At 70.7% G+C, this 7,660-nt stretch carries 6 protein-coding genes and 1 rRNA gene; 5 read left to right on the forward strand and 2 right to left on the reverse strand.

Annotated elements, in window-relative coordinates:
• Positions 1-146: 146 nt before the first annotated feature.
• Genes C1I97_RS26320 through C1I97_RS26340 form a run of 5 tightly spaced genes read left to right on the forward strand, consistent with a single transcriptional unit; the run spans position 147 to position 6,882 of the window.
• Positions 147-1,004 (forward strand): hypothetical protein, encoded by an 858-nt coding sequence (locus tag C1I97_RS26320; RefSeq protein WP_181446918.1) that lies wholly within the window; start codon positions 147-149, stop codon positions 1,002-1,004.
• The gene (locus tag C1I97_RS26325) at positions 994-2,325 is read left to right on the forward strand and encodes a hypothetical protein (protein ID WP_111005648.1); all 1,332 of its coding nucleotides are present in this window, start codon (positions 994-996) and stop codon (positions 2,323-2,325) included. The genes C1I97_RS26320 and C1I97_RS26325 overlap by 11 nt, the downstream gene beginning before the upstream one ends.
• A complete protein-coding gene (locus C1I97_RS26330; protein WP_111005649.1) occupies positions 2,322-3,881 on the forward strand; it encodes an SCO6880 family protein in 1,560 nt (519 codons plus the stop codon). The genes C1I97_RS26325 and C1I97_RS26330 overlap by 4 nt, the downstream gene beginning before the upstream one ends.
• Before the next feature lie 14 nt (positions 3,882-3,895).
• Positions 3,896-5,320: an ATP-binding protein gene (locus C1I97_RS26335; protein WP_111005650.1), complete on the forward strand. Its 1,425-nt coding sequence runs from the start codon at positions 3,896-3,898 to the stop codon at positions 5,318-5,320.
• Between the two features lie 20 nt (positions 5,321-5,340).
• Entirely contained in the window at positions 5,341-6,882 is a 1,542-nt protein-coding gene (locus tag C1I97_RS26340) for a type VI secretion protein (RefSeq protein WP_111005651.1), read from the forward strand.
• Positions 6,883-6,901: 19 nt separating this feature from the next.
• On the opposite strand, the gene C1I97_RS26345 is transcribed toward C1I97_RS26340, so the two are convergent.
• Both C1I97_RS26345 and rrf read right to left on the reverse strand, forming a co-directional pair.
• Positions 6,902-7,468: a GNAT family N-acetyltransferase gene (locus C1I97_RS26345; RefSeq protein WP_111005652.1), complete on the reverse strand. Its 567-nt coding sequence runs from the start codon at positions 7,466-7,468 to the stop codon at positions 6,902-6,904.
• Positions 7,469-7,537: 69 nt separating this feature from the next.
• Positions 7,538-7,654: ribosomal RNA gene (rrf, locus tag C1I97_RS26350) — 5S ribosomal RNA — on the reverse strand.
• Positions 7,655-7,660 lie beyond the last annotated feature (6 nt).

A 7,660-nucleotide genomic window follows, 5' to 3' on the forward strand; every position in this document is an offset into this window, starting at 1 on the left:
CGCTACCCCCACCCACCCACCGTGCTCACCGGCTGAGGTTGCGTTTCCCTGATGTCGAGTCACCACACCGCGTCCACGCGGGAACCAGCGCGGCTACCGTCGTACTTCTACGCGTTCCGGTACGAGGTCGAGGGGGCGTACGGGGCATGAGCCACGGAGACGAGCACGGGTACGGCGACCTGGCGCGCGCCGACGACGGGCCGTACCAGGGCGGACAGACCCGCACCCGGCTCCCGGACCGGCCCGGCGACCCCTACGGCGGCGCCCGGCGCGGCAGCCGCTCGTCCTCGCGCAGCCTGATCACGGTGGTCGCCGTGGTCGTCCTCCTCATCGCCGCGATCGCCTTCGCCAACCGCTCCGGCGGCGGATCGCCCCCGGCGGACGGCAACGGCGGCGGCGACAAGCCGAAGGCGGCGGCGACCGCGGCGAGCGGGAAGCGGCCGGTGGAGACGGAGACGGGCGGCATCCCCTCGGGGTTCGCACACGACGAACAGGGGGCGCAGAGCGCTGCCGCGAACTACTCGGTGGCCCTCGGCTCGGCCGACATGTTCGACCCCGCCCGACGGCACCAGATCGTGAACACCGTCTACGCCCCCGAACTCGCCACCCGCCGCCAGGCGGACCTGGACCGTGCGTACTCGAGCGAGAACTTCCTCAGGAACATCGGCCTCGACAAGAACGGCAAGGCACCGGCCGGCCAGACGTTCATCTCCCGGGTCGTCCCGGTGGGCACCAAGATCACATCGCTGCGCGGGGACCAGGCGACCGTCGCCGTCTGGTACACCTCGCTGTTCGGCCTCTCCGGCGAAGCGTCGACCAACCCCGTCACCGAGAGCTGGTACACCACCACCTACCAGCTGGAGTGGGTCGGCAACGACTGGAAGGTCACCGACTTCCAGCAGAAGGACGGTCCTGTCCCGGTCGGGCGCGACCAAAGAGCCTCCACCGCCGACGACATGACGAAGGCCGTCGAGGAGTACGGAGGGTTCACGTATGCGCGCTAATCACCGCTTCCTCAAGGTGACGGCCGCCGTCGCCGCCGTACAGGCCGGCACCGTGCTGCTGGCCACCCGCGCCCTCGCCGCGCCCACGCCCAGTCCGAACCCGTCGCCGTCGGGGAGCGGTGACCCGTGCGAATTGATCCGCGGCCCCGCCAAGGAGTACTGCGAAAGGGGCGCCGGCGGCAGCCGCGACGGCTCCACGTACAACGACCCCACCTCCACCCTCGACCCCCTCTCCTCCCTCGCCAAAGGCTGTGCCGACGCCGCCTCCTGGACCATCACCAAGCTCAGCAAGGCCGTGCAGGAGACCGCGAACGTCGACTTCACCAACCAGAAGTTCCTCCAGCAGTACGCCGTCGTGTTCGCCGCGTCGACGGTCCTCACGCTCCTGCTCTGGCTGCTGGCCGTGGCCAAGCGGGCCGTGCGCGGCGTGCCGCTGACCACCGCGACCTCGGAGGCGGTCGGCTTCCTCTGGCTGACCGTGCTGGCCTCCGCCTTCACCCCGCTGATCCTCTACACGGTCGTATCGGCCACCGACGGCGTCTCCGACGTACTCGCGAAGACGACCGGCAACCAGGCGGACACGTTCTTCGGCACGTTCTCCGCCGCGCTCGCCAAGGGCGAGAACATCGGCGGCGGCCCGATCATGCTGATCGTCGTCTCCCTCGTCACCATCCTCGCCGCCGGCGTGCTCTGGCTCGAACTCGTCATCCGCGCCGCCCTGCTCTACGTCGGCGCACTGCTCGGCACCGTCGTCTACGCCGGACTGGTCGACAAGAACCTGTGGGGACACGTACGCCGCTGGGCCGGAATCATGATCGCCGTGATCCTGGTCAAACCGGTCATCGTGATCGTGCTCGGACTCGCCGGCGCCCTGTCCTCCGGCGACGGACCGGGCGCCTTCTCCGCCGTCGTCTCCGGCCTCGCCATCATCCTGCTCGCCATCTTCGCCAGCGCGATGATCTACCGCTTCGTCCCCGGCTTCGGCGACGAGATCGCGGCCGGCCGCAACAACCGCCTCATGCGCGGCGCCGAGGGCAAGGCCGCGGCCGTCATCAGCTCCCCGGCGACCCTGGTCGCGCAGGGCATCAAGACCCACAGCACCCGGGCCGACAGCAACGGCGGCGGCCACTCCTCCGCTCCCCGCCCGGCCAACCCCGCCTCCGGCGGCGTCGCCGCACACAGCGCACGCGTCCCGGACGGCGGCGGCGGATCCGTCTCCTCCGCCGCACCCGCTCCCCGCGCACCCAGCCCGGTGACCACCCCGCACACAGGCAGGACCCGCAACAGCAGTACCAACCGCACGGGAGGTGAAGGGCGTTGACGACCGATTCCCACGTGTCCCACACGGTCACGCCCCGCCGTACGTATCTGATCGGCCGCGCCCGGCCGAACGCGGTCATCGGCCGCAACCGCGAGACCGGCGAGATCGCCCTGATCGTCGCGGGCGCGTTCCTCGGCATGATGTGCGGGCTCGTCGTCCCCGTGCTGTCCCTGCGCATCGTGCTGCTGACCGGCTTCCCGCTGCTGGCGCTCGCCGCGGTCTACATGCCCTACCGGCACCGCACGTTCTACAAGTGGTTCGAGATCAACCGCTCCTACAAGCGCACGGTCAAGAACGGCGCCCTCTACCGCTCGGGCGCGATGGAGGCCGGTACGCGCCTGGACGGACGGGAGATCGAGATCGGACCGCCGCCCGGCATCGGCCGGATCACCTGGCTCGCCGCGCCGTTCGGGCCGGACGAGATCGCCGTCCTGCTGCACGCCGACCGCAAGACGGTGACCGCCGCCATCGAGATCGAGGGCCCCGGCGTCGGCCTGCGCGACTCCGAGGACCAGGAAACCCTCGTCGACCGCTTCGGCACCCTGCTCAAGCACGTGGCCAACGGCGACGGCTTCGTCACCCGCCTGCAGATGCTCGCCCGCACCCTGCCCGCCGACCCCGACGCCCACGCCAAGGACGTCACCGTACGCGGGGACGACCGGGCACCGGCCTGGCTGCAGCGGTCGTACGACCAACTGCAGTCCATGGTCTCCACCAGCAGCGAGCAGCACCGCGCCTACCTCGTCGCCTGCATGCACTACAACCGCGAACTCGCCGCCGAGGCCCAGGCCATGGCACGGGCCGCCCGGCCCCAGGCGGGCCGCAAACTGGACCGGGACGCCGGTCTCGCGGTCGTCATGGCCCGCGAGCTGACCGACATCTGCTCCCGGCTCCAGGAGGCCGACATCCGCGTACGGCAGCCGCTCGGCCAGGGACGGCTGGCCTCACTGGTCCACTCCATGTACGACCCGGACCACCCCATCGACCACATCCAGGCGATGACCAGGCGCAACGCATGGCCCGCCGAGCTGGACGCCAGACAGCCCACGTACCTGCAGGCCAAGACCCGCGAGTCCGCCACCCGTGAGCCCTGGTGCCACGCCACCGCCTGGATCAAGGAGTGGCCCATGACCCCGGTCGGCGTCAACTTCCTCGCCCCCCTGCTCGTCCACACCCCCGACGTCATCCGCACGGTCGCCGTCACGATGGAGCTCGAACCCACCGAGGTCGCCATCGAACGCATGCTGACCGAGAAGACCAACGACGCCGCCGAGGCCAGCCGCGCCGCCAAGATGAACCGCACCGTGGACCCGCGCGACGTGCAGGCCCACCACCGCCTCGACCAGCGCGGCGAGGACCTCGCCAGCGGTGCCGCCGGCGTCAACCTCGTCGGCTGGATCACCGTCTCCTCCCGCTCCCCCGAGGCCCTGGCCCGCGACAAGCGGACCATCAGGGCCTCGGCCGGAAAGTCCTACCTGAAGCTGGAGTGGTGCGACCGCGAGCACCACCGCGCCTTCGTGAACACCCTCCCGTTCGCCACCGGAATCCGAAGGTAGGGGCTGATGCTCTGATGCGGGACCCGCTGACCGCGCTCACGGACGCCTTCACGGCCTTCCTGTTCGGGAAGGTCGAGACGACCCGGCTGCCGGTGAGAACGTCCACGGGCCAGGCCCAGGCGGTCTACCTGCCCACCGCCGCACCCGGCCTCGGCGACTCGGGCGTCATCATCGGCCGCGAGGTGTACTCCGGGAAGGGCTACATCTACGACCCCTTCCAGCTGTACGGTCAGCAGCTCCCCGCCCCGCACTGGCTCGTCCTCGGCGAGTCCGGCAACGGCAAGTCGGCCCTGGAGAAGACCTACGTCCTGCGCCAGCTCCGCTTCCGCGACCGCCAGGTCGTCGTCCTGGACGCCCAGGGCGAGGACGGGGTCGGCGAGTGGAACCTGATCGCGGAGGAGCTGGGGATCACTCCCATCCGGCTCGACCCGACGGCGGCCCTGGACCACGGCATCCGCCTCAACCCGCTGGACCCGGCGATCACCACGACCGGGCAGCTCGCCCTGCTCAGGACCATCATCGAGGTCGCGATGGGCCGCGGCCTGGACGAGCGCTCCGGCTTCGCCCTGAAGGTCGCGCACGCCTACGTCAACGAGACGATCGTCGAACGCCAGCCGGTGCTCTCCGACATCGTCGAGCAGCTACGGCACCCGGAACCGGAGTCGGCCGAGGCCATGAACGTCGCCATAGACGACGTACGCGCCTGGGGCCTGGACGTGGCCCTGGTCCTGGACCGCCTGGTCGACGGCGACCTGCGCGGCATGTTCGACGGGCCGACGACCGTCGGCATCGACCTGGACGCCCCGCTGATCGTCTTCGACCTGTCCCACATCGACCGCAACTCCATCGCCATGCCGATCCTCATGGCGATCGTCGGCGTGTGGCTGGAGCACACCTGGATCCGCCCCGACCGCAAGAAGCGCATCTTCCTGGTCGAGGAGGCCTGGCACATCATCAACAGCCCGTTCGTGGCACAGCTGTTCCAGCGGCTGCTGAAGTTCGGGCGCCGGCTGGGTCTGTCCTTCGTGGCGGTGGTGCACCACCTGTCGGACGTCGTCGACGGAGCGGCGGCCAAGGAGGCGGCCGCGATCCTGAAGATGGCGTCGACCAGGACGATCTACGCCCAGAAGGCCGACGAGGCACGGGCGACCGGCCGGGTGCTCGGCCTGCCCAGGTGGGCGGTCGAGATCATCCCGACCCTGACCCCCGGCATCGCCGTGTGGGACGTCAACGGCAATGTCCAGGTGGTCAAACACCTGGTCACCGAGACCGAACGCCCGCTGGTCTTCACCGACCGCGCCATGATGGAGTCCTCCAGCGACCTCGTCTCCGACAACGCCCTGCGCGCCGCCGAACGGGAGGCCGAGGAACGGGCGGCGGCCTTCATGGAACAGCACATCGTCGACCTGGACGGCTCCTCCGAGTCGACGGTCGCCTAGGGGGCTGGGGGAACACACGCGTGAGACCGGACGACCGCGACCGCGGAAGGGGCCGGCAAGGCGGCCAGGGCGGCATTCCCGACGGCCTGCTGGTCGGCATCCTCGCCTTCCTGCTCGGCATGGCCCTGCTGGTGTGGACGGCCACCGGACTCGCCGGCCTCTTCGCCCACGGCTCCTGGCCGTCCGGGGTCGTCTTCACCCGTACGCCGCCGGCGATGCGCCACCTCATGGGCGACCCACACGACATGCCCGGCGCCTGGCCGGACACACAGCCGGGGCAGCTGTCGGGGTACGGGCTGTTCTGGGGCCTGTTCATCGGCCAGCTGATGGTGCTGTTCGTGCTGACCGTGTTCGTGATGGGCACGGTGGCCCGGTGGAGAGCCGGAAGGCTGCGCAGACGGGCGGAGACGGCGGCGGCCCGGGAACGGGCGGCGGCACCGGAGCCGGAACCCGCACCCCGGGAGACGCCGGAGCCGGAGCCGGCGCCGGTGCCGCATGAGGTCCCCGGCCAGCGGACGGCCACGCGACCCGAACAGCCGTTCGTGGACACGCGACCGGTGGAGACGCCGCCGGTGCCGCCGGCAGAGACACCGCTGACGAAGCCCCCGGGCCCGGCGGAGCCCGAACGGACCGGCGGATGGGAGAAGGTCCTCATCGCCCCGAGGGAGAGCCGCCGGGCGACAGCCGCCCAGGTCATCCGGGACGCGGCAGGCCCGGCCCTCGTCATCACGTCCAACCCCGCCCTCTGGCAGGACACGAAGGACCCCCGGGCCAAACTGGGCCCGGTCCTCCTCTACGACCCCGCCCACCTGTGCGACACCCCGGCCCGCCTCCACTGGTCCCCCACCGCGGGCTGCGAGGACAAGGCGACGGCGGCGGCGAGAGCCACGGCACTCCTCGCCCCGGTCCGCCCCACCGCCAAGATCGACCAGGCGACAGCCGACACCGCGGAAACCCTCCTGCGCAGCTTCCTCCATGCCGCCGCCGTGGACGGCCGCACCGTCCGCCACGTCCACCGCTGGGCCCAGGGCACCCAGGTCCAGGAGGCCGTACGAGCCCTGCGCACGAACCCCAAGGCCGCCTCCGGATCGGCCGGCGAGCTCGAGGCCGCGCTCACCTCGCACCCCGAGCGCCGTGACATCGCCCAGGAGTTGACCAGCCGCGCACTGGCCTCACTGTTCACGGTGAACGTCCGTAACGCCTGCACTCCAAACCGAACTGATGCGCTCGCCTTGGATTCCTTCGTCAGCGAAGGGGGAACGCTTTATGTGGTCGGGGAATCCATCGAGGATCCCCGCACCAACCCGGGCGCGATGCCCCTTCTGACGGCACTCGCCTCAAGCGTGGTCGAGCACGGCCGGCGCATGGCCGAACGGTCATCCTCCGGTCGGCTCGACCCACCACTCACGCTCGTCCTGGACGACGTGGCCGCCGTCGCCCCGCTTCCCCAGCTCCCCGAGCTGCTGGCCGCGGGAGCCGACCGCGGGCTGCCGGCACTGGCCCTGCTCCGCTCCCGCGAACAGGCCCGCGCCCGCTGGCCGCACGACGAACTCCCCGCATGACGTCCGCCGGCGCTCAGGCTCAGGGACGCTCGAGCACGTACTCCAGCTCGGACTCGTCCGAGTGCCTTGGGATCGGCACGGTGACTCCGCTCGGCAGGAAGCCGGCCCTGCGGTAGAAGCGCAGGGCCCGCCCGTTGTCCTCGTGCACGATCAGCCGCACCCGCTCCGCACCGATTTCCCAGGCCCACTGAAGGGCCTCGTCGAACAGCACCTCGGTCAGCCCGCACCCCCGGTGCTCGGGCCGCACGTACACGCCCACGACGTGCCCCTGCCGCCGCTCGACCGGAAAACCGGCCCAGTCCGTGGTACCGGCCTCCTCCACGAGCACGGTGAGAGTCCCGACCCACTCCCCGTCCGGAGCCTCGACGATGAACTGCCGCGCGCCGGTCGCGCCCACCACGACGCCGGCCGTCCGCTCCTGCCAGAAAGCATCCGGCTTGGCCATGGCGTCGTCGTACGTCTCCAGGAAGGCGAGGTGTGCCACGGGATCCTGGAGCGCGAGAAGTCGCAGTGCCTTCGCGCTCGGCCACTCCTCAGCACGTGGGGAACGGATGACGTACTGCTCGGTGCTGCTGGGGCCAGTCATGGGGTCACCGTAATACGGCCAAAGAAAAAGGCCCACACCTTTTCGGTGTGGGCCTTTTACCCAAAATTTGTTCGGCGGTGTCCTACTCTCCCACAGGGTCCCCCCTGCAGTACCATCGGCGCGGTGAGGCTTAGCTTCCGGGTTCGGAATGTGACCGGGCGTTTCCCTCACGCTATGACCACCGAAACCCTA

The sequence above is a fragment of the Streptomyces sp. NTH33 genome (genome assembly GCF_003236365.1).
In the GTDB taxonomy this organism is placed as follows: Bacteria; Actinomycetota; Actinomycetes; order Streptomycetales; family Streptomycetaceae; genus Streptomyces.